This window comes from Rhodovulum sp. BSW8 (assembly GCF_003314725.1).
GTDB lineage: Bacteria > Pseudomonadota > Alphaproteobacteria > Rhodobacterales > Rhodobacteraceae > Rhodovulum > Rhodovulum visakhapatnamense.
Genome location: NZ_QNVX01000032.1, coordinates 1 through 25379 on the forward strand (window position 1 = coordinate 1; position 25379 = coordinate 25379).

Here is a 25379-nt window from a genome sequence, read left to right on the forward strand (position 1 = left end):
CCGCCGCTGTCCGGCATATTTGAGGTGCCGGACAGCGGCTCCCGTATCGCACGGGAACCGGGGGTATTCTTAAGACAACGTCTCCACATCATTCACGAGGGTGGCGGTACACATCCGGCCGACCACGCTGTCGCGGGCGGCCTGCCAGTCGAAGGTCGCCTGGACGCCCTGCGGCCCGGAAATCTCGATCCGCGGTCGCGGCAGATAGACGGCGTGCACGGTGAAGGTGAAGCTCTCGCCGGAGGGGAGGATGTAGGCGAATTCCATCTCGCAGGCCTCGCCGTTGATGGCCTGCGTCACCAGCGTCTGGTCGGCGAAGCGCACCTCGATCCGGCCGGTCAGCGCGGCGATGGACGGGTCCGCTCCGTCGATGCGCCCGTCCGAGCGGATCGTCTCGATCCGGTCGAGGTTGTTGGCATAGGTGATCTCGGCCGAGACCACGTTGCCGAGGGCGGTGCCATTGCGGGTGATCGCCCCGTTGAAGTGGCCGAAGCGCTTCAGCTCCAGCGCGGCCGGTGTTCCCGCGCTCGTCGTGGTCCCGACCGTCTCGCCCTGCGCGACCAGCCGCGCCGTCGCGGTCAGCAACCCCGAGCGCTGCATCTGCCAGGTGATCTGGTCGAGCACGCAGCCCGAGTACATCGCATAGCGGGGCACCTCGGGCATGCCGGTCTCGATCGACATGCTGGGCAGCGTCCAGGACCCCGACTGGAACTCGTGGGTGTACGGGGCCTCGACGCCCGTGGTCGTCGGCGCGCCGAAGGCCGCTTTCAGCCAGAAGCCGAAGGCCTCGGCGTCGAGCGGCACGACGACATCGCCGTCGGCTGTCACCGCGTCCTTGATCGGCGCCAGCGGATCGCGGCCGTACCCGAGAAGCTCCGAGTTCAGCAGCGGCTGCTCCGCGCCGAGCGAGGTGCTGGCGAAGGGCATGCGGGTGAAGCCGCTCGCGGGCGGCGTTCCATAGGTCGTTTCGAACGCAAGCGCCATCAGCGCCCGCGCCCCCTGGGCTCGTGCCATGGTGTTCTCCTCGGATTGTCGGGATCAGGCCAGCGGATCGGCCGTGGAATAGTGCAGCACCACCGGGATCACGGCGGCCTTCAGGCTGGCCGCGCCCTCGACCGGCAGATCGACCGGGCGCGGCGCTTCCGCCTCGACCCAGTCGCAGAGCCCGCCCAGCGTGCGGTCGGCGGCGAGTGCCGTGCCTACGCTGGCGGTCAGCGTGTCGAAGGCGGCGTCACGGTCGGCGCCCTGTACGACCGCCTCGATCTCGGCGCGGTGCTGGTAGTGGTAGCGCAGGGGCGACAGCGTCACCTCAGGTTCGCCCGGCTCGCCATCGCGCAGGATCAGCAGCCCCTCGCTCGGGATACGTTCGGGCAGCACCTCACCGCGCAGGGCCGTGGCGGGCAGCGCCGAGAGCCGCGCGTGCAGCGCGGTGAGGATGGTTTCGCGTGGGGTGGGCATGATTTCCTGCCAGGCCGCGAGTACAGAGACGGTTTCGACCAGTTCCGGCTTGCCGCATCGCCAAATGGATCATGTCCGAAACGGTGGCGACCGGTCAGACGACCGCCTGAACGATTGGTCTCTCAGGCCTCAGACGGCATCGAGAAGCGAACGCAAGGTCAACTCGACCCTTTGCCGGTTTGGTTCCTCCAGCGGGAGGACCGGACGCGGCGGAGTGAGACGCCCATAACCGAGAACCTCAGCGATGGCGAACATCACCCGGAAGCTCCCGAACTCACGGAAGAGCGCCCAAAGGGGGCCAAAGGCGCAGTCGATGCGATCGGCCTCGGCCGCATCTCCGGACTGCGCAGCGCGGGTGAGCGCCACGGCGGGCTCCGGCAGGAGACCGGCCACGACGCTGTACCAGCAGGCGCCACCGGCGAGCAGCGCGTCCTTTGCGCCCCAGTCGCCGCTGTAGCCGATGGCGAAACCCTCCGGAGTCCTCTCCTGCAAGCGACGCAGCTCGGTGGCATAGTCTCCGTCCGCCGGTAGCGGCATCTTCACGGCGGCCACGTTCGGGATCCTGGCGACGCGCGCGATAAGGTCCGGGCTGAAGGTGAATTTCGTGGTGCCCGGGTTGTTGTAGATGCACAGCGGCAGCTCGCCGGCCGCGGCGACGGCCTCGAAATGCCGGAAGACCTCGTCGTCGGTCAGCGGTTGGTAGGACATGGGCGCGAGAAGCAGGCCGTCTGCGCCGGCTTTTCGGGCGTCTCGCGCGAGGTCCTCGGCGACATCGGTCGTAAGGGCGCCGACACCGATGATGAGCGGCGTCCGGCCCGCCACGCACTCCACGGCGGCCCGCAGCGTGCGCTTGCGCGCCTCCGGCGTCAGGTAGGCGTATCCGCCGGTGCTGCCGAGGAGCCCGATGGAATCCGCACCTGCTGCCACGATGCGCTCGAGGAAGCGTTGCAGAAGCTTGGGCTCCAGCTGCCCTTCTTCGTCGGTGGGCGTGAGAGGAAAGGCTGAGAGGCCTGTAAACAAGTTCATCCGAGCATCTCCCTCAAACGCGTGAAGATAGCAGGCGCAGGCCGGCCAACCCGAAGAAGACGGCCAGGACGCCTTCGATTCCGCGCCGGGCGCGGCGGTAGAGGCTGATCATCGGCGCCGTCGAGAACACGATCGCGTAGCCGCCGAAGATCGTCACACTCAGGACCGCGCAGCCTGCCAGAATGGTGGCCACGTCATGCCAGGACGCCTCGGCGCCCAGGCCGAGCGTCACGAGGGCGATCCAGGCCAGCACGGCCTTCGGGTTGGCCAGATGCATGATCAATCCATGGCGATAGAGGGCGGCAGGGGACGGAGGAGTATTAGCTCGTGCGGGGCCGGTTGAGGGCGCGGTGTCGGGCGTCATCGCGTTTCGGGCGGCACGCACCGCGAGGTAGAGCAGATATATGCCGCCGAAGACCTTCAGGACGATCAGGGCCTCGGCATAGCGCGCGAGCAACGCGGAAACACCAGTGGCCGCAGACAGCCCCCAGAACAGCGATCCGGAGATGACGCCCGCGGCCAGCGCCAGCCCAGCCTGCCGACCATGGTTCATCGCCACACCCATGATCCGAAGGGTGCTCGGACCGGGGCTTCCGGCCGCAATCACGTAGGCGATGAAGACGACGAGCAGATGGTTGATGTTCTCCATCGAGGATACTCTCAGGTTCCGGCCAGCAACTTGAAGGCGATAAGCCACATCACCAGCGCGATGAGCGTTTCGAGAATGCGCCAGGCCGCCGGTCGCTCGAACACCGGGCGCAGTTTGATGGCACCGTAGCCGAGGGCGAAGAAGAAGACGAACGATCCGAGGATCGCGCCGATCGCGAAGGACCCTTGGCTGTCCGTGAACTGGGTGGAGATGGTGCCCAGCAGGATGACCGTGTCGAGATACACATGCGGGTTCAGCCAGGTGATGGCGAGGCAGGCGACCAGCGTGCGGAAAAGATCGGTCGTCGCCAGCGAGACATCAGCCGCCAGCGCCTCGTTAGAGCGCAGCGCCGAGCGAAGGCTCTTCAGGCCATACCAGACCAGGAAGGCGGCGCCGCCGTAGCGCATCACAGGCTCGAGCCAGGGCAACCACTCCGAGACGCTACGGAAGCTGGTCACGCCCACGGTGATGAGGATCGCGTCCGAGATCGCGCAGGCCAGACAGACGGGGAGGACATGTTCGCCGCGCAAACCTTGCCGCAGCACGAAGGCGTTCTGCGCTCCGATGGCCACGATGAGGCTGAGGCTCATCATCATTCCGGTGAAGAAAACGGCGAGGTCCATTGGCGGGCGTCCCATTCGAAGGGTTTCGCCTTGAGCTACGATGATATGACGGATTAGACAAATTAAGGCTGCTGAGCCTGATGAAGGAAAACTGAATCATGATCGACTACGCGGCCCTCCGCGCCGTTGCCGCGGTCGTCAGGACCGGGAGTTTCGAACGGGCTGCGGCATCACTCCATGTGACGCCGTCTGCCATCTCGCAGCGCGTCAAGCATCTCGAAGAGCGCCTCGGCGCGGTGCTCATCGAACGAGGCACGCCCTGCACGGCCACGGACAAGGGCCTCGCGCTTTGCCGGCACATGGACTGCGTTGGCATGCTCGAGAAGGACCTCATGGAGCAGTTGCCCGAGTTCTCCGGCTCCGAAGGAGCCGCTCAGTGGGTAACCGTTAACGTGGCCACGAACGCCGACAGTCTCGGGACCTGGTTTCTCGAGGCCATCGCCTCCTTCACGAAGACCACCGACTACCTCGTGAACGTCGCGATCGACGACGAGGACCATACAGCGGACTGGCTGCGACGCGGCCGGGTACTTGCCGCCGTTACCTCGCTGGAAAGACCCGTGCAGGGATGTCGGGTCACGTCCCTCGGATCGCTCAGCTACCTGGCTACGGCTAGTCCCGACTTCATGGCGCGATACTTCCCGCAAGGTCTCACGGAGGAGGCTTTCCAGCGTGCGCCTGCTCTCACCTTCAACCAGAAGGACCGGCTTCAGAATGTCTGGGCTCGAGAGGTCTTCGGGCACGATCTCGCCTTCCCCACCCACTGGCTCCCCTCGACGCAGAGCTTCCTTGAAGGAAGCCTCGCCGGCATGGGATGGGCGCTCAACCCGTTCCAGCTCGCGAGGCACCATCTGGACCGCGGTGAGCTTGTCGAGCTTGTGCCCGGCAAGGTCCTGGAGCGACGCCTGTTCTGGCAGATCAACCGATTGGCTGCCGACCAACTTCACGAGCTGTCCCGATCAATACTCGCCGTGGCGCGGCGCGATCTCGAGTCGCGCGAAAGAGACCCGCAAGGCGCTGCGGAATAGCCCGGACAGCAGACATCACAATCTATCCTCAATCCAATTTGCCACGATCAGCCCGGGCACACCGTCCACTGCGCGCTCCGCATCCCGCGCCAGGTCCAGCCGCTTCGGCAGCTTGACCTGCGGCACCAGCAGGAAGATCGGCGCGGTGACCTTGCCGCGCCCGGTCTTCGAGCGGGACACCACCGCTTGGCCCTTCGTGTTGAGCCGCCCCTCCGCCACCAGCAGGCTCGGGCCCGTGCGGCGATAGACGAAGCGCAGGCGCAGCCCGCGGCGCCGCTCCCATTCGTCGGGCGTAATCCGACCGCCGCGCAGGGACTTGCCTGCGGCGGGCAGCGGGATCGCCAGCCAGAAGCCGTTCTTCGACCGGATCAGCGGGCCGGTGTCATGCGCGCCCACGATGACCGGGGCCTTCGACCAGACCAGCGCCGCGGCGTCGAGGCTCTCGCCCGACCTGGGGAAGTTCTGGCTCCGGATCGAATTGGCGAGCCGTGTGCCGAGCCCTGCGCCGGTGATCTGCAATCGCCAAGCCGACTTCAACCCGGTCCCGGCCTCGCGCATTGCAGAGGTGACGGCGCGTTCGCCCGCCGCAACCTCCGCCTCCATCATCGCGACGATGTCGGGATCAATGTCGAGCTTCAGCCTCATGCGGGCCTCAGATCGACGGTCCAGACCAGCCGCTCGCGGTCACGGACCGGCTCGCCCTGAATGAGGAAGGCGTCCCCGTCGATTTCGATCCGGTCGCCGGGACGCGGGTTCGCCACCTCGGCCACGCGCAGATCGATCCGGGTGGTCTCGGACCAGAGCCGCGCATCGCCGAAGTCCGATATGGCATCCGCGCGCCGGGCGACGGCACGCACCAGAACGGGCGCGCCGCCGTCGGCGATGTAGACCGCGTCCCGGCCGACGTTCGGATCGGCGAAGAGTGCACTGAGCGCGGCGGCGAAGGCGCTCATCAGAACGTCGCGTTCAGCCGCACCCGGCCGATGGTGTCGCCCGCACCGCTCGCCACTGCCTCGACGGCCACGCCGACGAGAGTGTTGTCGGTCGCGACCGTGGTGCAGCGCTTGTTGGTGTCGTCCCAGTAGACCTTGGCGCCGACGGTCCAGGCTTGCGAGCCGACTTTGGTGATGTCGAAGACCCCGACGAGCGCGGTCTCGACGGTTTCGCCGAGGGCGGCCGCTCCGGCGGCGATGCCGAAGATCGAGCCGACGAGCAGGCCATCGCCGGAGGCGACAGCATAGGGCGCGGTCAGGGTGATTGTGTTGCCGGGCTGGACGAAGTTTTTCATGGGGTGATCCTCTTGGAATGACGAAGGGCGGCCCGATTGGACCGCCCGCATGTCAGGGTTCAGGATGGGGGCGTTACGCGCCCGGGTTCTTGTAGAGGCCACGCCAGTCGATGGCCTTGGCGCCGAAGTCGAGGCGGCACTTGATCTCGACCCCGTCGACGTCGAAGCCGTTGCGCGTCTCGATGTAGGCGCCCTGCTGACCCTCGAGATAGGCGTACTCGATGGTGTCGATCTGGTTCGGGCTGGCCGCCAGATACCAGGCGGTCTCGCTGTTCGCATCCAGCCGCGGCTCGCTGATCGGCGCGAGGGTGCGGATCGATTGCGGCACCACGCTGGCCGTCGCGGCGGGCACAAGGTTCTGGGCGACCAGCTGCTCGGCCTTCAGTTCCAGCGAGGCGGGCACGATCAGGAAAGCGGGCCGAACGTTCAGCACCGTCTTCTTGTCAAGGCCGGTCTGCTTGGCCATCGCCGCTCGGGCTGCGCCCACCGCATCCACCGCCAGCGCCGTGCCGGTGCCAGCCAGGTTCTTGTGCGTGGTGTGGAACAGCGCGTTGCCATCGGCCATCGCCGGGTTGGCGGTGATGATGCCCCAGACCACGTCGGACTCCAGCTGAGCGATGGAGTTGCCGTACATCGCCGGGATCCGGGTGAAGGCGTCGAGATCGTCGTTGATCAGCGTCTGGCGGGTGATCGCTACCACCCGGCCATAGGTCTTGACCTTGTAGCTCTCCTTGCTCTCGCCAAGCGTCCCGCGCTTGAACTCGCCGCTCTCGCCGACTTCCAGCAGCTGCGGCGCCTCCCCCAGCTGGACCCGGTGCATGGCCTTGAAGTCGGTCGCGAGCACCTGGCGGCAGAACAGCATGAAGGTGCGGGGATAGGCCTCGTAGGCCTGCCGCAGGGTCTTGTTGGTGACGGCCGACAGGATCTCGGGGAAGTCCGAGGTCGAGTGCAGCGCGCGCGTCGCCACCTCGTCGCGCGACAGGCCCCGCGTGTTCACGCCAGCATTGCCGAGGCTTTCGCGGGCCAGTTCCAGCAGCGTCATGCCGCGATACTGCCGGGCGGCGTCCTCGAGCTGGAACAGCGTCGGGCTGTAGCGGTGCAGCAGCGCATTCGCCACCGCGTCACGGCGGGTGATGCGCTCGTCCCTACCGCCGAGCGGGACGGAGACATGGGGGAAGGTCCGTGTCTCGTCCGACTTCGCCGCGACCTGATCGAGGATCAGGCGGCGGGACTCGTCCACGCTCACGCCGCGCTTGACCAGATCCTCGGCGAAGCCGCGCTCGAGGTTCAGCCGCCCGGCCAGATCGTAAATGGTGGAGACGCGGTCGCGCTCGGCCTCGCGGGCGCGGGTGGCGACCGCTTCCGTGTCGGGCGCGGAAGTTGCCTGCGTCGTCGGCTGGCTGCGGGTCTCGCTGGCCGCGACTATCGGGTCGGGCGCAGCCGATTTCGGCTCGGTCATGGTGGTGTCCTCGGTTTCGACCGGCTCGGTCGGCTGGGTGGTGGCGGGTGCGGCGTCGCTCGCCGGGGTCTGGGTCTTGTCCGTCATCGGGGATGCTCCTTGCTCTCTGGGGGCGTCCCGGCGGTGGAGGACGCAGTCGTGAAGGGGGTGCTGGGCGCGGAAGCCTGCGGCGGGGTCGGCGCCGACCGCGACGGCGGAGACCTCGAACGGCGTCCAGTCCACCGCGCGCCAGAGTTCGCGCGCGGCCTCTGGCTTGGAGACCTCGAAGCGGTGGACCTGGTAACCGATGGAGACCGCCCGGATGTGGCCCGCCTGGATGTCGCGCCAGATCGGCTCGACATCGGCACGCTCGCTGATCCGCACCAGCGCGATCCCGCGCCCGTTCTCGATCCGCGCCGATCCCGGCACGACCGAGCCGATCACCGCGTCGAGCGTGTCGAGCTCGTGCACCTTCAGAAACGGCGCGCCCGCGTTCAGCCGCTCGAGCCGGACATGGGCCGGATCGAGGCTCAGTTCCTCGTCATAGGGCTCGCCGAAGAAGGTCGCGCGACGAACGCGCGCCCCGGCCGACCAGACCACCTCGACGGTGCGGCTGTCGGCATCGGCCGTGTTCGGCGCAAGCTCCGCCGACCGGCGCATGGCCGGCAATTCGATCATCGTGTCCATGAGGTCAGTCCTGTTGGTCGGCCTGCGCCGGGTCGGTTTCATCCGCTTCGGCAGTCGGGTCGCCGGTGTCCGTTTCGTCGTCGGCCGGATCGGTCGCCGGATCGCTGGTCTGCGCGCTGCCGGTCTTGGTCACCCGCCGCGGGTCGCTGTCGAGCACCAGCCCCAGCGCGTCGAGCTTGGCGTTGGTCGCGGCGATCTCGGCCAGCACCGCGTCAGGGTTGCGGCCCTGCCGCGCAATCACCTCGGCGAGAGTCATTGTGCCCGAGCGGATCGACAGCAGGTTCGCCATCGCGTCCTTCTGCGGATCGACCGCTTCGAACTTCGGCGGCGACCATTCCACCGGCACAATCGGCGACGGGATCTGCCCCGCCGTCCATGCGGCCTCGGTGAACCAGCGCCAGACCGGCGCACAGAACATCGGAATGAACAGCTGCCACTGCACCGCGTCGATCTGGCGGCGAAACTCGACGAGGCCCGCCCGGATCGAGGAATAGTTCACTTGGGAGAGGTCCCCGGTCAGCAATTCATAGGGCACGCGGAACCCGGCCGAGATCGTGTGCAGGCTGGCCCGCTTGTATTCGCCGTAGCCGCCGGTGGCCGACGGCTGGTTGAAGCGGATGTCCTTGCCGCCACGGGCATAGGCGATCAGCCCCGGCTCGAACTGCTCGACCCGGTTGCCATCGGCGTCGACCACCGACGGCGCGATGCCCTGTTGCGCCTCGTCGTCGCCGAAGACGATGGCGGTGACGCAGGCCTCGGTCTTCTTGCGGACCAGCTCGGCCACCTCGTAATCGTCGAGATCGCGCAAGCTGCGGATCACCGGCGCGCCCCAGGGCACGCCGCGCGCCTGCGTGCGCTGCTTCTCGTAGACATGGGCGATCTCGGTCGCCGGGACGGGGCGGCTCTGCAACCCGTTCTGCAAGGCGCCATAGGCGTCGCCCGGATGCTCGGCATGGAGCCAGTAGGCCCGCCGCTTGCCGACCGGGTCGAACTCGATCCCTTGGACCAACCGCCCCGCGCCGAGGGCGCCGGATTTCGTGGCGTCGAGGAAGTCGGCCTCCAGCACCTGCAGCTGCAGCGGCACCGGCAGTCCGTCGCTCGCGCGCCGCAGCCGGCGACGCACCAGGACCTCGCCTGCCTCGACCATCTCGCGGCAGATCAGCGTCTGCAGCCCGTAGAAGTCGAGCTGGCCGTCGGCGTCGCACTCCGCCGTCCAGCGCTCGAAGAGCGCGTCGACCTTCCGGTCGAGCGTGTCGTCGCCGCTGGCAGCGCGCGGCATGATCCCCGCGCCGATGATGTTATTGACCAGCACCGCAACCGCCTTGGCCGCATGCGGGTTGTTGCGGACGAGATCGCGCATCCGGTCGCGCAACAGGGCTCCGGCCACGCCGATCTCGGTGTCGGCAGAGGATCCGGGAGCGCGCCACCCCTCGGTCCGCCGCCCGCGTTCGGCGCCATCATATCCGCGCGTCAGCGTCTCAAACGCCTGACGCGCCATCACGCGGCGCGCGGCCATGCGCGGCGCCACCGTGGCGATGGCGTGGTCGAACCAGGTCGCCGACATCAGCGATCCCCGCGCGAGAAGCCTGCCAGCCCGGCGACCGGCAGCGGCCGGGTCGTGCCCACGATGGCGCGCTCGATGGTCCGGATCCGGGCCAGCAGGTCCTCGGCCGAGCCGTAGTCGACGGACTTGCCATCGTAGCTGACCCGGGTCGTCCCGCTGGCATAGGCCCGGCGCAGCGCCGAGAGCTCGGTTTCCGTCCAGTCGGTCATGTTCAGAACCATCCTCCGCGCCTTCCGAGCCAGTCGGAGCGGCGCTTGCCCTGCGGGGCCTGTCCCGGCCTGTTGATCTGCCCGGCGGGATCGGTGTCGGTGGGGGCGGCCCCGAGCTGATCCTCGAGGTCGCGCCATTTCTCGTCCGGCCAGCGATCCGCGCCCGCGATCCAGGCGGCGGCGCGGGCGTAGACCCGGCAGTCCAGCGCCTCGTTGCGCTCGCGCAGCTTCTGCCATTCCAGCCGGGCAAAGCCGCGCTTGGTGCGCACCGTCACCAGCTGCTCGGCCACGAACTGCTTCAGCCATTCGTTTTCGACCCAGTGCGGCAGGTGCACCGAGCCGGGCGGGAATGCCGCCCCGTCGGCCATATCCTCCTCGGTCGGCCGCGCCAGCCGCAGGAAGCGGTAGGTCTCGGCCTTGAAGGTCGAGACCGCCACGGTCCAGAGCCGGGCCCCGCGCCGCAGGCGTTTGCCGCCCTCGGTCGCGTCGACGAAGGTCGGCCCCGAGACCGGGCTCGAGCGGTTGAACCCCTCGACGCCCTTCACGGGCGAGACCTGCCCAAACCCCTGCGCCCGCGACCAGGAATAGACCGCCGGGGCCTCGTAGCCGGTGTCGATAGCGAGCCGCGCGATGCGCAGATGCGCGCCGCGTTCATGCGGCCATGACCTGTCCAGCAGCGCGGTCAGTTCCGACCACGCGTCGTGCCGGTCCGGACCCCCTTCGATCACGACATGATCGACCAGCCAGCTTTCCAGCCCACGGCCCCAGGCCCAGACATCGACTTCGATCCGGTCCTTCTGCACATCCGCCCCGGCGGTCAGGAACAGCCCGCCCGCAGGCACCGTGCCGGATGTCCAGCGCTCGCGACGGTCGTAGAGCCTTTGCCAGTCCGGAGCCTCGCCGGTCTCGACCCATGTCTCGCCGAGGATCGTGTTGCGAAACGCCTTGATCGCCTCGTCCGACCCCTGCGCCGCGTCCCATGCCCGCACGATCCGCTCCCAGCTCAGCCAGCCGATCGGCGAATAGAGCGCCGAGAGGTGATACCCGACCGTGGTCGGATCGGCGGCCGTGGCGGTCGCCCGCCATTCGCCCCCCTCCAACATCGCTGTCTTGTGGTGCTCCGCGATTGCCGCGTCGCAGCCCTCGCAGTGATATTCCGCCGTCTCGGGACGGCCCTTCTGCCAGCGCAGCCGTTCGAACTTGAGCCATTGCGCATGGCCACAGTGCGGGCACGGCACGAAGAACCGGCGCTGGTCGGACGCCTCGAACTCCCGCTCGATCCGGCTCAGCCCCCGGATCGTCGGGGTCGAGACCAGGAACACCTTGCGCCGGTGGGCGAAGGTCAGCGACCGCGCTTCCGCTAGGGTGACCGGATCGCCTTCCTCGTCGGCCGAAGCCGGATAGGCATCGACCTCGTCGAGGAAGATGTAGCGCGCCGGGGTCGAGCGCAGCCCGACCGCCGAGTTCGCGCCGGTCATGATCAGGATGCCGCCCGCGAACTCCTTGGACAGCATCGTGTTGCCGGCGTCGCGGGAGCGCGCCGGTTTGATCCGCTCCCGCAGCTCCGGGCTTTCGTCGATCAGCGGGTCGATCCGCTGGCGCGAGTTCCGCTTGGCCAGTTCCACCGTCGGCTGGACCGCCAGCATCGGGCCCGGCGCCTGGTGGATGGCGAACCCGATCCAGTTGTTGCCCGCCTCGGTCGCACCGACCTGCGCGGCCTTCATGAACACGATCCGCTGCATGGGATCGCCGGGTGAGAGCCGGTCCATGATCTCGCGCATGTAGGGTGTGCGCACCGTGCGGTATCGCCCGGGCTCGGCCGAGGCGCGGCCCGACAGCATCCGGTGCCGGTCCGCCCATTCCGAAACGGTCAGGTCCGGGTCGGGCCGCAGCCCGTTGCCCCAGGCGCGCAGGATCTCGCCCGCGCCGTCGAAGTCCGTCAGGCCATCGCCGCTCTCACCGGAAGTCGGGCCGGACCTCGGCGAGTTCGTCGAGGTGAGCGCGTACATGTCTCTCCAGCACCTTCTGCATCGCGGCTGGCTCCACGGTGATCTGCTGGCCTGTCGCGTCGCTGCACGAGGCAGAAAGCTCGGCCGCCATCAGCGCCGCCGCGCGCGCGGGCCAGTTCACCCACGCGTCCCGTTCCTCCCGCGCCAGGCGGAACACCAGCGCCAGCGCGCGGGCCCGCTCGATCAACTCCCCCTTCAGCTTCTGGAGCCGGATGCGCCGCTCCTGCGCCTTCAGCACCTCGTTCGCCGTCTTGGCCTGCAGGAATGTCGTGCCGCCGCCGACGGCCGGAACAGCCAGACCCTGCTCGCGGAGCGTGTCGCCCACGGCCGCCACCGCCGCCTCGGGGACAGGCTTCAGCTTCGGCGCGGGCGGCTTCCTCGTCTTCGACGGGTCCGTCGTTTCCGCCCGCCGCGCGTCGCTGGCGGCCGCGTTGATGCTGCCGTCGGGATAGAGGACCAGCCGCTCGGCGGTCTTCGCCTTCTGGATCGCACCGCGCGACAGGCCGACATGCGCGGCGTACTGGCGCTCGCTCATGCCCTGCATCTACGGCTCCGACTATCATTACAGATCATGTGCTTATCGAGTTGATAAGCGTCGCGACCGGAGCGAACGTCACTCCAACGAAGCGATGCAACTCACCAAGGAGCCACCACGATGACCACCCGCCTGAACCCGATCACCACCCCGCGCCACGAACTCCGCGCCGAGAAGGCGCGCCGGAACAAGGAAGCCGCGCTCGCAGCCTTCATCGGCAAAAAAGCCGAAATCGACGAGATGCTCGCCCGCCTGCAGGCGCTCAGCGACGACCATTTCAACTGCGCCCCCGACGAGGCGGGCTGGGCCATGGTCGGCACCCTCGAACACTACGCCAGCCTCCTGAAGCGCATTACCGACAGCGCCTTCGGCGAGGGCGAGCACGCTCGCTGATCTCCGGCCCAGCCGGAACTCCCGCCGCGCGCCCTTCGCGGCTCGGGGTCGTAGAAGGCGCTGCATGACGCGGGCCCGAATACGGAGACGACCCCATGACCAAGCTTTCCGATACCCAAGCCATCATCCTCAGCGGCGCCGCACAGCGCGAGGACCGCATCGCCCTGCCGCTGCCCGAAAGCCTGCGCGGCGCCGCCGCCGCCAAGGTGGTCGGCGCGATGCTCGCAAAAGGGTTCCTGCAGGAGGTCGACGCGGACATGCGCAACGGCGAGCCCGTCTGGCGCGAGACCGGCGACGGCCACGGCGTCACGCTGGTCGCCACCGACGCAGGCCTCGCCGCCATCGGGATCGAGCCCGAAGACGCGAACCCCGCGCCTGCGGGCGCGACGGACGCGCTGACCGAGCAGCCCGCGCCGGACGCTCCCACCGGACCCGAAGCCGCGCCCAAGACGCGCACGCCGCGCGAGGGCACCAAGCAATCCACGCTGATCGCCATGCTGCGCGCGCCCGGGGGAGCCACCCTCGACGAGATCGTGGCCGCCACGGGATGGTTGTCACACACCGCGAGGGGCGCGATGTCCGGCGCGCTGAAAAAGAAGCTTGGCCTGACCATCACCTCCGAGAAGGTCGACGGAAGGGGGCGCGTCTACGCCATACGTGACTGACGCTTGGTACCGAAACGGACAGAAACCGCCGCCACCCGTTGGGCGGCGGTTTCTCATTCTGCGCTCCGCATCCGGATCGCCTCGAACAGCCTGCGCAGCAGATAGCCCCGCGCAAGCGACACGCCGACGAAGGCGAGGCCGATGGTCAGATGCTCCGCGAGACCCGTCTCGATCCCGAACCACGGGAACACGACGATCTGCGTGGCGATGGCCAAACCGTATCCGACGACAACGTTTGCCGCAGCCTCGACCATCGACATGGTCCGGCTCTGCTTCATCGCAGGCTCTCCAGAAACGCCGTCACGAATTCCGCCGCGAGCGGCGGCACGATCGCATTGCCGTAGCCCCGCAGCAGGCCCATGCGGCCGGGTATCCCATCAGCCAGCGGGAATGTTCCGGGCTCAACGGGCCGCCAGCGGCCATCGCGGCAGAGGAGCCAGTCAGGATCTCGCCAGACACCGTCCGTCGCATTGGCCCCGGCAGGGTCGGCGCCATCGACCAGTCCACTAGCTTCACCGTCCTGCGGCTCGCATCGGTGTTGCCTGCCGCGTTGTATCGCTTCGTGGCGGGCGAGCCCGCCATCGCCGTCGGCCAACCCGCCAGCCAGACCTGTCGGCCGAGCAGCGCATTGATCGGCACCGCCCGGCATTCCGATCCGTCCTTGTGATCCCTCGCCGAGGCCGTCGCCCAACCCGCCCGGCTCTGGCTCCAGGGCGACAGCGCCGAAGAAGAGCCGCTGGCGGATATGCGGGGCGCCGATGCCCGCAGCCGGCAGATCGGCCGCTGCGACGGCGTAAGATGCCGCTTCCAGGTCAGTCGCCAGAGCGTCGAACCACGCCCAGCCAGCCGCACCTTCAGTCGTTGTTCGAGCCGCGCCGCTAACCGGTCCGAGCACTGCCGCGCTCGCGACTTGCTCGCCGAAGACGAGCTCGGGGCGGCAGGCTGCGACGAGGCGCAGGAAGGCCGGGGCGAGGTGGCGGTCATCGTCCTGTCCCTTGCGCTGCCCGGCCTGGCTGAACGGCTGGCAGGGCGGCGAGCCGGTCCAGACGGACAGCTCCCCGGCCACGCCTGCGAGGCGCAGCGCGTAGGGCCAGCCGCCGATCCCGGCGAAGAAATGGCATTGCGCGAAGCCGCGCAGCTCGGCGGGTTCCACATCCAGGATGGACCGCTCGTCCACCTCGCCGGCAGGCAGAAGCCCGGCCACGATCAGTTCCCGCAGCCAGGCGCAGGCCGCCGGATCGGCATCGTTGTAGTAGACGGCCATCAGGCTGCGGCGTCGGCCTTGTCGCCCAGCCGCTCGGTTCTCACCTCGGCGAAGGTCCGTCCATCGCTATCGAGGATCGCGTCGCGACCGGTCTCGGCCTGCCAGCGTTCCACGGCGACATCGACATAGGCCGGGCTGATTTCCATCGCGAAGACGCGGCGGCCGTTGGCCTCGCCCGCCATGATCTGTGAACCGGAGCCGGAGAACGGCTCGTAGCAGAGCCCGCCGCGCGCCACATGCTGGCGCATCGGGATGCCGAAGGCGTCGAGCGGTTTCGGCGTAGGGTGGTCGGGCCGGTCGTCCTTGGCGAAGCTGGGCAGCGCCCATGTCGAGGGCAGCGTTTCCTCGGCCACCTTCGGCGGGCGGTTCGGGCGGCGCCAGCCCATGAAACAGGGCTCGTGCTTCCAGAGGTAGTGGGACCGGGTCAGCACGCCCCGGTCCTTCACCCAGATGATCTGTTGGTGGACGAAGGCGCCCGCCTTTTCCCAGCAAGCCTCCAGCATCGCCTGGCGGCGCGAGGCGTGCCAGCAGTACCAGGCGGCATCATCGGCGATGGCTTCCGCCACGGCGGCCGCGATGAACCCGTCGTAAAGCTCGGCCCCCTGCGAACTGTCGTCCCAGGTCGTGCCGTAGGACGCCGACCAGTCCTTGTTCCGGGTCGGGTGGTTCGAGCCGTCGTAGTCGACGAGATACGGCGGGTCCGTCGCAAACAGGATCGCCCGCTCGCCGTTCATCAGGCGGCGCACGTCGGCCGCGCTGGTGCTGTCGCCGCAGAGGAGGCGATGGTCGCCGAGGATCCACAGATCGCCGGTGCGCGACGCAGGATTGCGAGGGGGTTCGGGGATGGTTACCGGCGGGACGGAGCCCCCGGCGCCACCCTCGTCCCCGTTGTCTTCCGCGACGTAGGCCAGCAGCTTGTCGAGCTCGCCGTCGGAGAAGCCGACCAGCGACAGGTCGAAATCCTCGGCCAGCAGATCGTTCAGCTCCGCCGACAGCAGCGCCTCGTCCCAGGTGCCGAGTTCCGTCAGCTTGTTGTCCGCGATGCGGTAGGCCCGCCGCTGCGCCTCGGTCAGGTGCCCCAGCACGATCACCGGCGCTTCAGTCAGCCCGAGCTGCGTGGCGGCCAGCACGCGCCCGTGGCCCGCGATCAGCTCCCCGTCCTCGGCGACGAGGCACGGCACGGTCCAGCCGAACTCGGCCATGCTGGCGGCGATCTTCGCGACCTGGTCGGTGCCATGCGCCTTCGCGTTTTTCGCGTAGGGCTGCAGGCGCGACAGTTGCCACATCTCGATCCGCTCGGGGGCGAAGCTCAGCGTCATGGGCGTGCGGTTTCCGATGTTCAGGTGGATGCTGGCCGGACTCCGGACACTGGATGCCGCGCTGGACTCCAGAAGGAGTCCGGCGGCGTCCGGGGTATCCGGCCCGGGGGCCAGCGTTCATTGGGGTTGGTGCGGGATGCAGGTAGATCCGGATTCTGGGTGGCTTCCCAAAAATCCGGCCCTGACGCTGGCGAAGTCCCGCGCTTCGCCCGCCAGCATACGAATGTCGCGCAGAAGGAACCGCGAACTCGGTCGAGGGGTGCGCAGGCGTCTGACGGCGGCCTGCAAGGAAAGGATCAGCGCCTTTCCTTTTTTAACGGACCCCGTCAACGAAAGGATGGTTTCGTTCGGGACCGCGCCGCGCGCGCCTCTCCCGAGCATATGCAGTTTCTAGCCCGGGAGAGGCGTTTTTGTCTGCGCGAAAACCCTCTACACGAGACTTTCCTACACGCTGCGCGCCAGTTTGATGATCTCGAGGATCGGCAGTTTCCGGTTGAAGGGCTGCCTGTTGAGGTTCAGCGCGATCAGCGACAGCCCGTAGCGCCAGTGCTGATGCGCAGCGGCGTGGCAGAGACCGACGTGCCAGCAGATGTTCTTCCACCGCTCGTCATGGGCCTTCATCCAGACGATCTTGCCGTCGATGGGCTCGAGGCAGTTCGTCCAGGTCAGCGTCTCTTCCATCCGCGCGATGTCCCGCGGCGAAGGCGAGACGCGCATGGGCTTCGGCTCCTGGCCCACCTTGTCCGCGAACCCGTGGACGATCTCCGGCCATGTGCTGAAGTATCCGTTGCGCCGGGGCTCCGGCAGACGGCGCAGGATCATCCCGGCCTCGGAAAGCCGCGCCTCCACTTCGGCTGGTGTCCAATGGGTCATTTCCTCACCTCTCGTTCCATTGGGCGCGCGCCGTAAAGACGCTCGCCGAGTTGCCGCACCAGCTCCCGCTCAGGCCAAGTAAGTCTCTGGTCGTCAAGGGAAACTGCGAACACGCCTTGCTCCTTCTAGCCGTCGCGCTTGACCGTCTCGGGGTCGCGGCGCTCGCCGCCATAGCCGCGGGGAAACCGCCTCATTGCAGGCCCCCCTTGGTCTCGAGCGCCCAGAGCAGAATGGCGATGGCGTCGGCCTCGTTGTCGTCGGCAGGGCTGAACCCGCGGGCGCGGGCCGCGGCAATCATCGCCTCTTTCGGCGCGTTCCCCTTGCCGGTGGCATGGCGCTTGATCGTGCCGACCGGGACGCCCTCGTAGGGGATGCCGCGCAGTTCGGCCCATGCGGTCAGCGTGGCCATCAGCCCGCCGTAGATGTGGCTCGCATCGGTGCCAGCATGGCGGCGGACCTCCTCGAACCATATCGCGGCCAGAGGTCCGGACAGCCGGTCGATCTCGGTCAGCCAGTTGGTGAAGCGGAGATACCGCATGCCGCCGCCATCGAACCGGCCGGCTCGAAAGGACACCGTGCCGGAGGTGATCAGCCCGTCCATGCCATGCAGCGCCCAGCCCGTGGCGGTGCCGAGGTCGAGGGCCAGTGTCGCGCGGTTGGCCCGGGCGACGGGCGGAAGATCGGGGATTGCCTCGCGGCGGGAGGTGGCGAGAGTCAGGTCAGCCATGGGTGGTCTCCTCTTCTGGTTGGCTGCTCGGGTGGAAGACGACGGCGGCCAGGTGCTTGGCGGTACGGGGCCGCCGTCGTCGGATCGGGTGGTTTGGGCGAGGACGAGCCACGCGCGCGAAACCCCCGGGGGTGGGCGTGGGAGAACCCGCCTGCGGCGTTCTCCCCCACCCCCGTAGGGGGTGGTTTCACCCCCGAAACTGGAAATGCGCATCAACCCACTGACGGGAAATGGGTTTTCCAGTTTGGATGGGTCGCTTTCAGCATGTCCGGCCGAAACTGGTTGCAGCGTAGCCGTTGCGGTCCGAGCGCAATTCTGCAGGGGCAGTTTCGGAAGCGGGCCGAAACTGGCCACAGCGGACGTTTGAGCATGTCCGCGAACGGATGGCGGAGCAGTTTCGGCAGGGGCCCGCATCTGGTTCAAACTGGCTGCTGCGCAATTCTGCGCGAAACGATCTGCGGGGACGATCATGGCCGGTCCCCCTCCGGATAGACCCAGACATGCGGGTTCTCGACCTCGAGGAGCGCGCCGGTCTGGGGCGATTTGTAGTGGGTGGGCAGGACCGCGATGCTGGCGGGCGTGACCTCGCCGGTCGCCGGATCGACAGTCTCGCCGCCCGTGGGCATGACCATCCCTTCGACGCAGAGGTACCCGAAGCGCGAACGCGAAGGCCCGAGCCCATAGGGGGCGCCGTCACGGATGAACTTGATGGCGCCCTTGGTCGCCTGCACCGCGATCCGGTCGCGGATCGTGTCCTTGCCGCCGAGACCGCCCTTGTTCTCGAACGCCTCGGCGAACTGGTTGATGGTGTAGAGCCGCCCCTCGGCCGCCTCGTCGAGCAGGATCGAGAGGATCACGTCCCGCTTGCGATCGCGCTCGGCGTCATGCCTGGCGCCGACCTCGGGGCGCACGAGCCGCTCGTTCATCGCGTTGATCTCGACCCACTTGCCCTTGACCTTGTCCACCAGCTTTGCCGGCAGCGCGGGACCGTTCCGGAGCTCGATCTCGAGGCGGCGCTGGGTCGAGTCCTCCTCCGGCCGGTGCAGGATCAGACCGGTGGTATAGAAGCCCCGGAGCGCACTGGCGCCGGACAGCGCAAGGAACGGGTCCTCCTTCACCTGGTGCTTCGAGAGCTTCTTGGTGTGGTGGACGAGGATCACGCCGCAGTCGGGATTGACGTGGTCCCGCAGTACCTCCACCCGGTCCTTCAGGAAGAACATCATCGCGGCGTTGTCGTTCTCGCCGCCGCCATCCGGCCCTCCGTCGAAGAGGTTCCGGATGGGGTCGATGCAGAGGATGTCGAGCGGTTTGTCGGGGAATGCCGCCTTGATGGCCTCGGCCACGCGGGCGCTGCCTTCGGCATCGAGCAGCATGCGCAGCTTCGGCGTGACGATCAGGTTGTCGCGCGCGGCGGCGATCAGCTCGGGCGGCAGGCCGATCTGCTGCAGGCGTTCGCGCAGGTAGTGGTACTGGATCTCGGCCTGCAGGTAGAAGATCCGCAGCGGCCGTGGCGGGGTGAATCCGAGGAAGGGCACGCCCGCCGCCATGTGCACCAGCAGTGCGATCAGCAGATCGCTCTTGCCGACCTTGGGCGCGCCGCCCAGCACCAGGAGCCCGCCCGGCGTCAGCACGCGGGGACCGATGATGTCGTCCGGCATCGGGCTCGTGTCGTCGAGCAGCGCGCCGAGGGTGAAGGTCGGGAGGTCGATCTGCGCGGGCGTCGCGCCGACGAGGCGGGTCAGCGGCGGGCCGTGCCGCTTGATGTGCAACTCCCACAGGCGGTTGGTCTCGCGCTTCAGCCGGTCGAGCGGCCAGGACGGGCGGAGCATCGCGGCGTTGTAACCGCAGATCGCCGTCCAGCCCTCGTCCATCGACATCCGGCCCTCGTGGACCAGCCGCAGGAAGTATCCGATGGCAGCCGAGGCCCCCTCGAAACGGGACCAGTCGTCCGTGCCGCCCTCGTGCACCGGGGTCACAAGCACATCGTCAATGGCAGGCTTCTCGCGGGGTTCGGCCGATGCCATGCCGACGCCGGGCATCGGCAGCATGGCGGCGACGCGCTCGGCCATCTCGGCGAGATCGACCTCGAGTTCTGTCGCCTCACGGATCTGGACGAGCCGGGTGAGCCCGCCCTTGTGATAAACGGTGCCGGGAACCCGGATCGGTTGGTGGGCCGAGCGGAAATGCGTGTCGCCGCCGACCTTCAGCGCGATATCACCACGGAGCTGGCAGAGCCGTGCGAGGTCGGCGCCCTCCGCTGGCTCGGTCAGTTTCCACCAGACATGCAGCTTGGTCGCGCCCTCCGGCGTGCGCCCGCCGCTCTCGACGATCAGCGTCGGGCAGCCGAGATGATGAACGAGGTGATCGAGCTTTGCCGGAATGTTGCCCGAGTCGAGATCGACCACGAGGCTCTGCATCTGCAGGACATCGGCGGCGCGGGCCTGGCCCGTCTCCGCCACCGTGCCGGGAATGACGTAGACCGCCGCGCCCTCGCGCGCGGCCCAGCCCGCGAAGGTGGCGAGCTTCTCGGACGCCGTGGCGTCCGCGTCGATCCAGATGTTGTGGGGGCGGCCGTCCTTTCCCTGACCCTTGTCCACGAAGCCCCGGACCGGGATCAGCCCCTCGGAGTAGCCGAAAACCACGTCCATGAAGCGGGCGATCTGGCCTGCGTCCGGTTCGACCGCGAAGGGATCGGCCAGGGGCGCAGCGTCGTTGAAATCCCGCCAGGGATTGAAGTGGATGATGTTGTCGTCGCTCATGCCGGCAGGCTCCAGCAGCGCTCCGCCCACGGGCAGAACCGGCATTCGAAGAAATCCCGATTGGCGACGACGCGTGGGAGCAGCTCGCCCGCGTCGGTCGCCCGCAGGATCCGCACGCCGCGGTCGGACATGCGCTGCGCGAGATCGGCATCGAAGGGCACGAGCTCGTGGTGCAGCTCGGCCGTGTCCTTGTTGATCGCGGTGAAGAGCGCCGGGTTGGTCGAGATGCCCGGCACCGTCGCTTCCATGTAGGCCTGGTAGAGCGCGATCTGCGCAGCGTAGACCGGCTTCGCAACGGTCACTCCCTTGGCCACCGTCTCGCGCCAGTTCTTCGCGTTCATCGTCTTGCATTCCCAGAGCGCCGGGGTGCGTAGCCCCAGCGCCGCAGGGGCCTCGGCGACGATCCCGTCGACATGGCCGCGGATGCGCCCGCCCGCGACAGCGAAGCCGAACTGGCCGTCGTCACGTTTCTGGGTGACCAGATCGAGTCCCGCCGCCTGCAGCCATCGGATGGCGAGATCCTCGAGCTCATGCCCGATCGCGAAGATCCGCAGCGAGCGGCCGGAGAAGTCTTGGCCCTCGTCCTTCGGAGCGCCCGCGAATTCGAACTGCAGCGCGCGTTCGCAGGCATGGCCGAGCCGGGACGCCCCGAGATAGTCGCGCGGCGGCGTGGCAGCGCGTTCAGCCTCGAGCGCAGCGTCCACGGCCGCATTGATCCGGTCGGCGATGCCGGGGCGCTTGTTGTAGTCCAGCATCAGAACGGGATCTCCGACTGGCTGGCGATCTCGGCCATCTCGGCGCGGAACGCCTCGACGGTGGTGACGATCAACCGGTGCATGTCGTTCTGGGTCAGCTGGCCCAGCGGCCGGTCCCAGCCGATCCGCTCCATCTCGGGGGCGAGCGCGCGCATGACGGCGGGCAGCGCCTGGGTTTCCTCTTCGGTGAAATCGACCATGCTCAGTCCTCTCTTCGCTTTGCGGGTGAAGGCCGCCTGGCAGCCCATGGAGCAGAACCAGCGGCGGGTTCGGTGGGGCCGCGGCCGGTGAGCATCGAACCAGCCGAAGCCGCGGGTGTGTGCGGTGCAGACCGCGCAGAGCACCGGGCGCGGATGCCAGAGGCGATCACGGCCCGGTCGATCCGGAGCCGCTGCGGGCGGGGTTGGGATTTGCGCGACATGGTTCACGCTGCCCTCCGCTCGGGCGCGGCCGACATGACGAGCCGGCGAATGTCGCGGCGGTTGAATTGGAAAGTGATCAGCGCCGAGGCGCGGTAGCGGGTCAGCCCGTAGTCCTGGCGCTGCGCGGGCGCGAGGTATTGCAGCTGTTTCTCGGTCGGCGCCTGTGTCAGCCAGCGCTTCGACTTGAAGGCGCTCTCGTCGCTTTCATGGGTGTTCAGCCAGTCATCGGCCTGCGCGAGGCAGACGGTGCGATCCCCCACGCCGAGAAGGCAGGTCGACAACCCCTTGGCTCCGCCCACGGCATGCCAGCGGTTCTCGAGGAAGAACACGGCGCCCCAGGCGTTGAAGCCGCTGGCCATCAGCGCGGCGTCGTCGCCGAAGAGGTCTTCCCACACGAAACTCGACCGTTTCAGCAGGTCGATCTCGGACATCACGACGCTCTCGAGCGGCGACGTCACGGACCCGCCGGGGAATTCGTAGCCGCAGATCGGGCACTGGCGCGACGCGAGCGGGATTTCGGCCTCGCATTCCGGGCAGGTCTTCGTGGGGGCTTCGCCCGGCGCCGGATCGCGGCCGTCGAGATCGACGTCCTGCTCCAGCGTGCCGTGGGTCAGGCTCGAGATCCCGAAGTCGAGAACGATGCAGTCGGTCTTCACCACGCTGGGATGCTCGGCCGGATCAACCGTGCGCAGGCCGCGCCCGACCATCTGGATCATGGTGGACTTGTAGGAGCTGGGCCGCAGCAGCACGACGCAGGAGGTGGGCGGGTGATCCCAGCCCTCGGTCAGAACCGCGACGTTGACGATGACCTGCACCTCGCCTGACGCATAGGCTTCGAGCACCATCTTCCGCTCAGTGGAGCCCATGTCGCCAAGGACGACGGCGGCCGGGTTTCCGGCCTCGTTGAAGGCGGTCGCGACATCGACCGCGTGCGCGACGGTCGAGCAGAACACGACGGTCTGGCGGTTCCCGGCCTTCTCCTCCCAGTGCCGGACCACTTCCTCGGTGATGGGCGCGCGGTTCATGATCGCCGCAACCGCGCCCATGTCGTAATCGTCCGCGGTCTTGCGGACGGCGCGCAGCTGGTCCTGCACGCCGACATCGATCACGAAGGTCCGGGGCGGCACGAGATGACCGGAGGCGATGAGTTCGCCCAGCCGGACCTGGTCGGCCACGTTGTCGAAGACCTCGCGCAGCCCCTTCCTGTCGCCCCGGTTCGGCGTCGCCGTGACGCCGAAGACGCGAGCATCGGGATTAGCATCGCGCACCCGGTCGATGATGCGGCGGTAGCTCTCGGCCACCGCGTGATGCGCCTCGTCGATCACCAGCAGGTCCAGCTTCGGCATCGCGGCGAGATTGGACGCCCGCGACAGTGTCGGCGCCATGGCGAAGGTGACCTGTCCGTGCCAGGACTTGGTCGTGGCATCGACGACCGATGTCTCCGTGTCGGGGTTGACCCGGGCGAACTTCGCCCGGTTCTGGCTGGTCAGCTCGTCGCGGTGGGCGAGCACGCAAGCCTTGGCGCCGTCCCCGGTCATCCTGCCGGTGACGGCCGAGAGCATGATGGTCTTGCCCGCGCCGGTGGGCGCCACGCCCAGCGTGTTGTCGCGGGTCAAGAGCGCAGCGAGGCTGCGCTCCACGAAGAGTTTCTGGCGGGGACGAAGGAGCATCGCGCGCTCACTGTGCCCAGGCGGGACGACCGGGGACCGGCGATGCCGCGGGCTGCTGGACCGGCGGCGCCGGAGCGGGCTGCGCGGGCGGCTGATACCCGTGCTGCGCTGCCAGCCCCATCACCTGCGCATAGTCACGATGATCGGGCGTGACCGCGGCGCGGATCTCGTTCTTTTCCTCGCCCATGGCGTCGCTGCCGACGTCGATGCGGGCGATGAACTCGATTCCATCGAGATCGGCAAAACCGCCGATCCGCCGCGCCGCCTGCGCCTGCGGGGACTGGTCCTTGTCCGAGATCCCGCGCGCCGAGTTCAGCATCCCGCGGATCAGGCTGCGGCCCATGTTGGCCCAGTCCGGTCCCTTGGGGCTGTAGAGCCCGATGAGCGTGAAGATCTTGCGCCGGGCGTACTGGCCCTCGGTGACCGTGAACTCGCCGTTGAGGTAGACAGCCCCGGTCGAGCCGCGGGTGGCATAGCCCCCGGTCCAGCCCTGCGACGGGTCGTCGAAACCGCCGGGGCGGATCGTCAGCCGCACCTTGGCGAGCGTCCCCTTGGGGATGAGGTTCGTGTTGGACTGGGCGTCGTTGAAGTCGTTCCAGAGACCGGACATGGCTCGGGTCCTTTCAGTTGGTGGGATAGGAATGGGTGTCGGTCGCCGTCGGACCGGGCGGCGGGGGCAGCTGCGGCGGCGAATAGGTCAGCCGCCGTTCCGCAGGGATCAGCGGGCCGCGGATCTTCTCCATCAGCCGGCCGAGATGGGGCTCTTCGACCAGGTCGAGGCGGCCGGACCGGTCCTTCGCCGGGTAGCCCCACGGGTTCAGCGTTTGGCAGACGAAAGCGCGCTGGGGCCGGTTCTGCTTGTCCGGCAGGCTGGCCATGGTGATGACCTGATCGACGATGCCGGGCAGCTCGAGCCCGGTCTTCGAGCCGTCGATCTGCGGGACGAAGACCTTGCGATTGAAGTCGTCGAGCTTCTCGTCGAGGATCCCTACGAACCAGACGTTCTTGCCGCGCGTGTGCTGCAGGTGAGTCAGCCAGCCGATCATCTCGCGCCCGTGCAGCCCGTAGGCGCCGCGCACGTCCGGCTTGCCGGTCTTTTCCGAATACGCCTCCGGCTGCCCGCGGCACCACTGGAAGCAGAGCCGCCCAGCCACGGTGATCGAGTCGATGAAGACTGTGTCGTATTTCGCGAGGACGCGCGGATCTCCGAACCGCCCGCACACCTCGTCGAAATGCGCCTGGCTGTAGGGCTGCTCGGACCGGAGCGCCGGGTTCGGGCCGCCGATGAAGACCGCGAAGTCCCGACACTCCTTCCAGGTGCGCGGTCGGACCACGTCGATGTGGAGCCCCTCGATGGCGAGGTCGCCCGCCTCGAGGTCGAAGAACAGCGTGGTCGAGGCTTCGAGCGTCCAGAGCAGGCTGGTCTTGCCGATCCCGGACGGGCCGAAGATCACGCCCTTGATGCCCCGCGTCTCGGCCAGCCGCTGATCGGCGGTGATGATGGGGAGGCTCACGCGCGGTCCTCCTGCGGCAGGATCGCGATCTTCAGCGCACCGGTCTTCACGGTGCGGGCGGGCTCGAAGCCCTGGCGGATCGCCTCGGGCCAGGCGGCATAGGCGCGCTCGGGCACCTTGAAGCTGATCTCGACGTATTCGGACGGATCCTCGCCCGCGGCGCGGATGCGCTCGACCATGGCGGCGAGCTGGGTCTGGTCCCATTCGACGCGCTTGGGCAGATCGGCGACCACGGTGAAATCGCCGTCGGCGAGGCGGACGGTGCCGGTGTCCTTGCCGCAGGCGCGGCGGGCCTCGGCGGCACGGGTGGCGTAGCGGACCTCGAGCGCGGTGGAAAAGCGCGCGCTAACGGCCTTCATCTGCTTGGCGGCGGCGTCGATCTCGCGCTGCAGGACGGTCAGAAGCTCGACCGGAAGCTGGGCGATCTCGCCCGCCGGCAGGTTGATCAGCTCGTCGATGCTGGGGGTGTTCTCAGGGAACGGCATGGAGGTCTCCGTGATGAGG

The 25379-nt window shown here is 68.2% G+C and carries 28 protein-coding genes and 1 pseudogene; 3 read left to right on the forward strand and 26 right to left on the reverse strand.

Translation table 11 applies throughout. The features are described from left to right. Positions 1 to 69: 69 nt before the first annotated feature. The 5 genes from DSD19_RS13785 to DSD19_RS13805 all read right to left on the reverse strand — a co-directional run bounded on the left by DSD19_RS13785 (position 70) and on the right by DSD19_RS13805 (position 3756). Positions 70 to 1014: a phage tail tube protein gene (locus tag DSD19_RS13785; protein ID WP_113670003.1), complete on the reverse strand. Its 945-nt coding sequence runs from the start codon at positions 1012 to 1014 to the stop codon at positions 70 to 72. A 24-nt stretch (positions 1015 to 1038) separates the two neighbouring features. Beyond that, a complete protein-coding gene (locus DSD19_RS13790) occupies positions 1039 to 1458 on the reverse strand; it encodes an acyl-CoA transferase (protein WP_113670004.1) in 420 nt (139 codons plus the stop codon). Positions 1459 to 1587: 129 nt separating this feature from the next. Further along, complete coding sequence (locus DSD19_RS13795; protein WP_113670005.1) at positions 1588 to 2484, reverse strand: dihydrodipicolinate synthase family protein; 897 nt, start codon at positions 2482 to 2484, stop codon at positions 1588 to 1590. A gap of 13 nt (positions 2485 to 2497) precedes the next feature. Then, positions 2498 to 3133 carry a LysE family translocator gene (locus DSD19_RS13800; protein ID WP_113670006.1) on the reverse strand — a complete coding sequence of 212 codons (636 nt, stop codon included), beginning with the start codon at positions 3131 to 3133 and terminating at the stop codon, positions 2498 to 2500. A gap of 11 nt (positions 3134 to 3144) precedes the next feature. Further along, complete coding sequence (locus DSD19_RS13805; protein ID WP_113670007.1) at positions 3145 to 3756, reverse strand: LysE/ArgO family amino acid transporter; 612 nt, start codon at positions 3754 to 3756, stop codon at positions 3145 to 3147. 98 nt (positions 3757 to 3854) lie between these two features. Here DSD19_RS13805 and DSD19_RS13810 point away from each other — a divergent pair, with 98 nt between their 5' ends. Then, positions 3855 to 4784 (forward strand): LysR family transcriptional regulator ArgP, encoded by a 930-nt coding sequence (locus tag DSD19_RS13810; RefSeq protein WP_113670008.1) that lies wholly within the window; start codon positions 3855 to 3857, stop codon positions 4782 to 4784. Positions 4785 to 4799: 15 nt separating this feature from the next. On the opposite strand, the gene DSD19_RS13815 is transcribed toward DSD19_RS13810, so the two are convergent. The 8 genes from DSD19_RS13815 to DSD19_RS13850 form a co-directional block, all read right to left on the reverse strand. Then, on the reverse strand, positions 4800 to 5429 hold the full coding sequence (locus DSD19_RS13815) for a DUF6441 family protein (RefSeq protein WP_113670009.1): 630 nt from the start codon (positions 5427 to 5429) through the stop codon (positions 4800 to 4802). After that, a complete protein-coding gene (locus DSD19_RS13820; protein WP_113670010.1) occupies positions 5426 to 5737 on the reverse strand; it encodes a hypothetical protein in 312 nt (103 codons plus the stop codon). The genes DSD19_RS13815 and DSD19_RS13820 overlap by 4 nt, the downstream gene beginning before the upstream one ends. After that, complete coding sequence (locus DSD19_RS13825) at positions 5737 to 6072, reverse strand: DUF2190 family protein (protein WP_113670011.1); 336 nt, start codon at positions 6070 to 6072, stop codon at positions 5737 to 5739. The genes DSD19_RS13820 and DSD19_RS13825 overlap by 1 nt, the downstream gene beginning before the upstream one ends. A gap of 73 nt (positions 6073 to 6145) precedes the next feature. Beyond that, positions 6146 to 8197 carry a prohead protease/major capsid protein fusion protein gene (locus DSD19_RS13830; protein ID WP_113670012.1) on the reverse strand — a complete coding sequence of 684 codons (2052 nt, stop codon included), beginning with the start codon at positions 8195 to 8197 and terminating at the stop codon, positions 6146 to 6148. A 4-nt stretch (positions 8198 to 8201) separates the two neighbouring features. Further along, positions 8202 to 9761 carry a phage portal protein gene (locus tag DSD19_RS13835; protein WP_113670013.1) on the reverse strand — a complete coding sequence of 520 codons (1560 nt, stop codon included), beginning with the start codon at positions 9759 to 9761 and terminating at the stop codon, positions 8202 to 8204. After that, entirely contained in the window at positions 9761 to 9970 is a 210-nt protein-coding gene (locus DSD19_RS13840) for a phage head-tail joining protein (protein WP_092763720.1), read from the reverse strand. The genes DSD19_RS13835 and DSD19_RS13840 overlap by 1 nt, the downstream gene beginning before the upstream one ends. 2 nt (positions 9971 to 9972) lie before the next feature. Further along, positions 9973 to 11979: a phage terminase large subunit family protein gene (locus DSD19_RS13845; RefSeq protein ID WP_207802468.1), complete on the reverse strand. Its 2007-nt coding sequence runs from the start codon at positions 11977 to 11979 to the stop codon at positions 9973 to 9975. Beyond that, a complete protein-coding gene (locus DSD19_RS13850; protein ID WP_109667485.1) occupies positions 11927 to 12523 on the reverse strand; it encodes a hypothetical protein in 597 nt (198 codons plus the stop codon). Before DSD19_RS13850 ends, DSD19_RS13845 begins: the two co-directional genes overlap by 53 nt. A gap of 111 nt (positions 12524 to 12634) precedes the next feature. Here DSD19_RS13850 and DSD19_RS13855 point away from each other — a divergent pair, with 111 nt between their 5' ends. Together DSD19_RS13855 and DSD19_RS13860 are read left to right on the forward strand one after the other, a co-directional pair. Further along, entirely contained in the window at positions 12635 to 12907 is a 273-nt protein-coding gene (locus tag DSD19_RS13855; RefSeq protein ID WP_036751164.1) for a hypothetical protein, read from the forward strand. A gap of 95 nt (positions 12908 to 13002) precedes the next feature. Then, a complete protein-coding gene (locus tag DSD19_RS13860; RefSeq protein ID WP_113670014.1) occupies positions 13003 to 13572 on the forward strand; it encodes a DUF3489 domain-containing protein in 570 nt (189 codons plus the stop codon). Positions 13573 to 13625: 53 nt separating this feature from the next. Here the strand turns inward: DSD19_RS13860 and DSD19_RS13865 are convergent, their stop codons facing one another. From DSD19_RS13865 to DSD19_RS13925, 13 genes and pseudogenes are all read right to left on the reverse strand, one after another. After that, entirely contained in the window at positions 13626 to 13832 is a 207-nt protein-coding gene (locus DSD19_RS13865; protein ID WP_371412609.1) for a hypothetical protein, read from the reverse strand. 14 nt (positions 13833 to 13846) lie between these two features. Next, complete coding sequence (locus DSD19_RS13870; protein WP_113670016.1) at positions 13847 to 14836, reverse strand: DNA cytosine methyltransferase; 990 nt, start codon at positions 14834 to 14836, stop codon at positions 13847 to 13849. After that, positions 14836 to 16155 carry a site-specific DNA-methyltransferase gene (locus DSD19_RS13875; protein ID WP_113670017.1) on the reverse strand — a complete coding sequence of 440 codons (1320 nt, stop codon included), beginning with the start codon at positions 16153 to 16155 and terminating at the stop codon, positions 14836 to 14838. Before DSD19_RS13875 ends, DSD19_RS13870 begins: the two co-directional genes overlap by 1 nt. A 444-nt stretch (positions 16156 to 16599) precedes the next feature. Continuing rightward, positions 16600 to 17028 carry a DUF6362 family protein gene (locus DSD19_RS13880; protein ID WP_113670018.1) on the reverse strand — a complete coding sequence of 143 codons (429 nt, stop codon included), beginning with the start codon at positions 17026 to 17028 and terminating at the stop codon, positions 16600 to 16602. Beyond that, positions 17025 to 17222: pseudogene (locus DSD19_RS22385) on the reverse strand (hypothetical protein). Before DSD19_RS22385 ends, DSD19_RS13880 begins: the two are co-directional and overlap by 4 nt. After that, positions 17219 to 17755, reverse strand: a complete 537-nt coding sequence (locus tag DSD19_RS13890) for a crossover junction endodeoxyribonuclease RuvC (RefSeq protein ID WP_113670019.1) — start codon at positions 17753 to 17755, stop codon at positions 17219 to 17221. Before DSD19_RS13890 ends, DSD19_RS22385 begins: the two are co-directional and overlap by 4 nt. Before the next feature lie 467 nt (positions 17756 to 18222). Continuing rightward, positions 18223 to 20514 (reverse strand): AAA family ATPase, encoded by a 2292-nt coding sequence (locus DSD19_RS13895; protein WP_113670042.1) that lies wholly within the window; start codon positions 20512 to 20514, stop codon positions 18223 to 18225. Then, a complete protein-coding gene (locus tag DSD19_RS13900; protein ID WP_113670020.1) occupies positions 20511 to 21269 on the reverse strand; it encodes a PD-(D/E)XK nuclease family protein in 759 nt (252 codons plus the stop codon). Before DSD19_RS13900 ends, DSD19_RS13895 begins: the two co-directional genes overlap by 4 nt. Next, a complete protein-coding gene (locus DSD19_RS13905) occupies positions 21269 to 21469 on the reverse strand; it encodes a DUF6511 domain-containing protein (protein ID WP_043869444.1) in 201 nt (66 codons plus the stop codon). Before DSD19_RS13905 ends, DSD19_RS13900 begins: the two co-directional genes overlap by 1 nt. Positions 21470 to 21693: 224 nt before the next feature. Continuing rightward, the gene (locus tag DSD19_RS13910; RefSeq protein ID WP_113670021.1) at positions 21694 to 23361 is read right to left on the reverse strand and encodes a DEAD/DEAH box helicase; all 1668 of its coding nucleotides are present in this window, start codon (positions 23359 to 23361) and stop codon (positions 21694 to 21696) included. Positions 23362 to 23368: 7 nt separating this feature from the next. After that, positions 23369 to 23971, reverse strand: coding sequence for a hypothetical protein (locus DSD19_RS13915; protein WP_113670022.1), 603 nt, complete (start codon positions 23969 to 23971; stop codon positions 23369 to 23371). Between the two features lie 13 nt (positions 23972 to 23984). Continuing rightward, the gene (locus tag DSD19_RS13920) at positions 23985 to 24875 is read right to left on the reverse strand and encodes an ATP-binding protein (RefSeq protein ID WP_113670023.1); all 891 of its coding nucleotides are present in this window, start codon (positions 24873 to 24875) and stop codon (positions 23985 to 23987) included. Beyond that, positions 24872 to 25360, reverse strand: a complete 489-nt coding sequence (locus DSD19_RS13925) for a hypothetical protein (RefSeq protein ID WP_113670024.1) — start codon at positions 25358 to 25360, stop codon at positions 24872 to 24874. Before DSD19_RS13925 ends, DSD19_RS13920 begins: the two co-directional genes overlap by 4 nt. Between the last annotated feature and the right edge of the window lie 19 nt (positions 25361 to 25379).

What these genes read in the sequence shown, in the direction of transcription:
- DSD19_RS13785 (WP_113670003.1), bottom strand. Translation starts at nt 1,014, where the DNA reads ATGGCACGAGCCCAGGGGGCGCGGGCGCTGATGGCGCTTGCGTTCGAA.
- DSD19_RS13790 (WP_113670004.1), bottom strand. Translation starts at nt 1,458, where the DNA reads ATGCCCACCCCACGCGAAACCATCCTCACCGCGCTGCACGCGCGGCTC.
- DSD19_RS13795 (WP_113670005.1), bottom strand. Translation starts at nt 2,484, where the DNA reads ATGAACTTGTTTACAGGCCTCTCAGCCTTTCCTCTCACGCCCACCGAC.
- DSD19_RS13800 (WP_113670006.1), bottom strand. Translation starts at nt 3,133, where the DNA reads ATGGAGAACATCAACCATCTGCTCGTCGTCTTCATCGCCTACGTGATT.
- DSD19_RS13805 (WP_113670007.1), bottom strand. Translation starts at nt 3,756, where the DNA reads ATGGACCTCGCCGTTTTCTTCACCGGAATGATGATGAGCCTCAGCCTC.
- DSD19_RS13810 (WP_113670008.1), top strand. Translation starts at nt 3,855, where the DNA reads ATGATCGACTACGCGGCCCTCCGCGCCGTTGCCGCGGTCGTCAGGACC.
- DSD19_RS13815 (WP_113670009.1), bottom strand. Translation starts at nt 5,429, where the DNA reads ATGAGGCTGAAGCTCGACATTGATCCCGACATCGTCGCGATGATGGAG.
- DSD19_RS13820 (WP_113670010.1), bottom strand. Translation starts at nt 5,737, where the DNA reads ATGAGCGCCTTCGCCGCCGCGCTCAGTGCACTCTTCGCCGATCCGAAC.
- DSD19_RS13825 (WP_113670011.1), bottom strand. Translation starts at nt 6,072, where the DNA reads ATGAAAAACTTCGTCCAGCCCGGCAACACAATCACCCTGACCGCGCCC.
- DSD19_RS13830 (WP_113670012.1), bottom strand. Translation starts at nt 8,197, where the DNA reads ATGGACACGATGATCGAATTGCCGGCCATGCGCCGGTCGGCGGAGCTT.
- DSD19_RS13835 (WP_113670013.1), bottom strand. Translation starts at nt 9,761, where the DNA reads ATGTCGGCGACCTGGTTCGACCACGCCATCGCCACGGTGGCGCCGCGC.
- DSD19_RS13840 (WP_092763720.1), bottom strand. Translation starts at nt 9,970, where the DNA reads ATGACCGACTGGACGGAAACCGAGCTCTCGGCGCTGCGCCGGGCCTAT.
- DSD19_RS13845 (WP_207802468.1), bottom strand. Translation starts at nt 11,979, where the DNA reads ATGTACGCGCTCACCTCGACGAACTCGCCGAGGTCCGGCCCGACTTCC.
- DSD19_RS13850 (WP_109667485.1), bottom strand. Translation starts at nt 12,523, where the DNA reads ATGCAGGGCATGAGCGAGCGCCAGTACGCCGCGCATGTCGGCCTGTCG.
- DSD19_RS13855 (WP_036751164.1), top strand. Translation starts at nt 12,635, where the DNA reads ATGACCACCCGCCTGAACCCGATCACCACCCCGCGCCACGAACTCCGC.
- DSD19_RS13860 (WP_113670014.1), top strand. Translation starts at nt 13,003, where the DNA reads ATGACCAAGCTTTCCGATACCCAAGCCATCATCCTCAGCGGCGCCGCA.
- DSD19_RS13865 (WP_371412609.1), bottom strand. Translation starts at nt 13,832, where the DNA reads ATGTCGATGGTCGAGGCTGCGGCAAACGTTGTCGTCGGATACGGTTTG.
- DSD19_RS13870 (WP_113670016.1), bottom strand. Translation starts at nt 14,836, where the DNA reads ATGGCCGTCTACTACAACGATGCCGATCCGGCGGCCTGCGCCTGGCTG.
- DSD19_RS13875 (WP_113670017.1), bottom strand. Translation starts at nt 16,155, where the DNA reads ATGACGCTGAGCTTCGCCCCCGAGCGGATCGAGATGTGGCAACTGTCG.
- DSD19_RS13880 (WP_113670018.1), bottom strand. Translation starts at nt 17,028, where the DNA reads ATGACCCATTGGACACCAGCCGAAGTGGAGGCGCGGCTTTCCGAGGCC.
- DSD19_RS13890 (WP_113670019.1), bottom strand. Translation starts at nt 17,755, where the DNA reads ATGGCTGACCTGACTCTCGCCACCTCCCGCCGCGAGGCAATCCCCGAT.
- DSD19_RS13895 (WP_113670042.1), bottom strand. Translation starts at nt 20,514, where the DNA reads ATGAGCGACGACAACATCATCCACTTCAATCCCTGGCGGGATTTCAAC.
- DSD19_RS13900 (WP_113670020.1), bottom strand. Translation starts at nt 21,269, where the DNA reads ATGCTGGACTACAACAAGCGCCCCGGCATCGCCGACCGGATCAATGCG.
- DSD19_RS13905 (WP_043869444.1), bottom strand. Translation starts at nt 21,469, where the DNA reads ATGGTCGATTTCACCGAAGAGGAAACCCAGGCGCTGCCCGCCGTCATG.
- DSD19_RS13910 (WP_113670021.1), bottom strand. Translation starts at nt 23,361, where the DNA reads ATGCTCCTTCGTCCCCGCCAGAAACTCTTCGTGGAGCGCAGCCTCGCT.
- DSD19_RS13915 (WP_113670022.1), bottom strand. Translation starts at nt 23,971, where the DNA reads ATGTCCGGTCTCTGGAACGACTTCAACGACGCCCAGTCCAACACGAAC.
- DSD19_RS13925 (WP_113670024.1), bottom strand. Translation starts at nt 25,360, where the DNA reads ATGCCGTTCCCTGAGAACACCCCCAGCATCGACGAGCTGATCAACCTG.